Source organism: Paraburkholderia bengalensis (assembly GCF_037126505.1).
GTDB classification, from domain to species: domain Bacteria; phylum Pseudomonadota; class Gammaproteobacteria; order Burkholderiales; family Burkholderiaceae; genus Paraburkholderia; species Paraburkholderia bengalensis.
Genome location: NZ_JACFYJ010000238.1, coordinates 1 through 1,664 on the forward strand (window position 1 = coordinate 1; position 1,664 = coordinate 1,664).

At 62.2% G+C, this 1,664-nt stretch carries 1 protein-coding gene; it reads left to right on the forward strand.

The features are described 5' to 3' along the window. The first annotated feature begins 84 nt into the window (after window positions 1-84). A complete protein-coding gene (locus H3V53_RS42965; RefSeq protein ID WP_336603007.1) occupies window positions 85-1,575 on the forward strand; it encodes an ISNCY family transposase in 1,491 nt (496 codons plus the stop codon). Window positions 1,576-1,664: the final 89 nt, after the last annotated feature.

Below are 1,664 nucleotides of genomic sequence, written 5' to 3' on the forward strand. Positions count from 1 at the left end.
TCCGCTTTTAGCCAAGTTCAGATGTCCGCTTTTCGGACCATCGTAAGCTGACCGGCCGCCGGCTAACCGGCACCGGGAGCTTCGATGGCTGCGACAGAACGGATAACCATGACGATGCGCGAGCTGGACAGGTACAAGGTGATTCAGGACGTGGCGGACGGCACGCTCAACCCGTGGCGTGCCGCGGAACGGCTCGGGCTGACGACGCGGCAGATCCGCAGACTGGTCGGCAGACTGCGTGATCTGGGTGCGCCGGGTCTCGTGTCAGGTCGTCGATCAAAGCCCAGCAACAACCGTCTGGATGCCGTGACGGCCGATCGTGCAATCTCGATCATCCGTGAGTGCTACGCGGATTTCGGGCCGACGCTGGCCTGCGAGAAGCTGTATGAATGTCATGGCATTCGCCTGGCGAAGGAAACGGTGCGTGGGCTCATGACGGCCGCCGGCCTGTGGGTGCCGCGCCGCCAGCGTCCGCCGAAGGTCTACCAGCCGCGAGCGCGGCGCGCGTGCCTGGGCGAGCTGGTGCAGATCGATGGCAGCGATCATCGCTGGTTCGAGGAACGCGCACCGGCGTGCACGCTGCTGGTGTACGTGGATGACGCTACGAGCCGCCTGATGACGCTGCACTTCACGGCCACCGAATCGACCTTCAGTTATTTTGAAGCGACGCGCGCGTACATCGAACGCCATGGCAAGCCCGGCGCTTTCTACAGCGACAAGGCGAGCGTCTTTCGCAGTACAACCGCCAGCAAGACTGGCACCAGCGTGACGCACTTTGGCCGGGCAATGTACGAGCTGAACATTGACGCGTTCTGTGCGAACAGCAGCCCGGCCAAGGGGCGCGTCGAGCGTGCTCACCTGACGCTGCAGGATCGCCTGGTCAAGGAGCTGAGGCTGCGTGGTATCAGCACAGTGGCTGAAGCCAACGCCTGGGCACCGTCATTCATCGCGGCGTACAACGCGCGCTTTGCGAAGCCCCCAAAGAGCGATTTCGACGCGCACCGCCCTTTGCGCGTTGATGAGAATCTCGATCTGGTGCTGACGTGGCGTGAACCGCGGAAAGTCACGAAGTCGCTCACGGCGCAGTACGACCGGGTCATGTATCTGCTGGACGATACGCCGGAGAACCGGGCGCTGATCGATCGGTATATCGAGGTGTGGGAGTACCCGGATGGGCGTATCGAATTGCGGGGAAACGGACGTGTATTGCCCTGCAGACGATATGACCGGCTGGCCGAAATCGATCAGGGCGCGGTGGTCGAGCACAAGCGGCTGGCTCACGTGCTGCAGGTCGCGCAGGCGATTCAGGCTCAACGCGACAACAGCAGGATCGGTAAAGCTCCGTCCCGGACGAACCGGGGCGACTCGACCCGGACCAACCGGAACGTACGTGAGCCGGGCAAGAAGAAGCAGCGCGAGTTCACCCAGGCCGATATGGAGCGTGCAATTGTGGATCTGGCTCAACACAAAAAGGCTGAGCCCTCACCCGGCAAACCTGGCCGGCGGTCCGCAAGCGACAGTGGAACAGGCGTAAGCGCCCTGCCCGTTCAGGCGCCATCCTTCGACACTGCGTGAGTTGAAACCCCGAGATAGAGATTTCTAACCCCGCAAAAGCGGACATCTGAACTTGGCTGGACAGCGGACATTTGAATCTGGCTTTGACA

What these genes read in the sequence shown, in the direction of transcription:
- H3V53_RS42965 (WP_336603007.1), top strand. Translation starts at nt 85, where the DNA reads ATGGCTGCGACAGAACGGATAACCATGACGATGCGCGAGCTGGACAGG.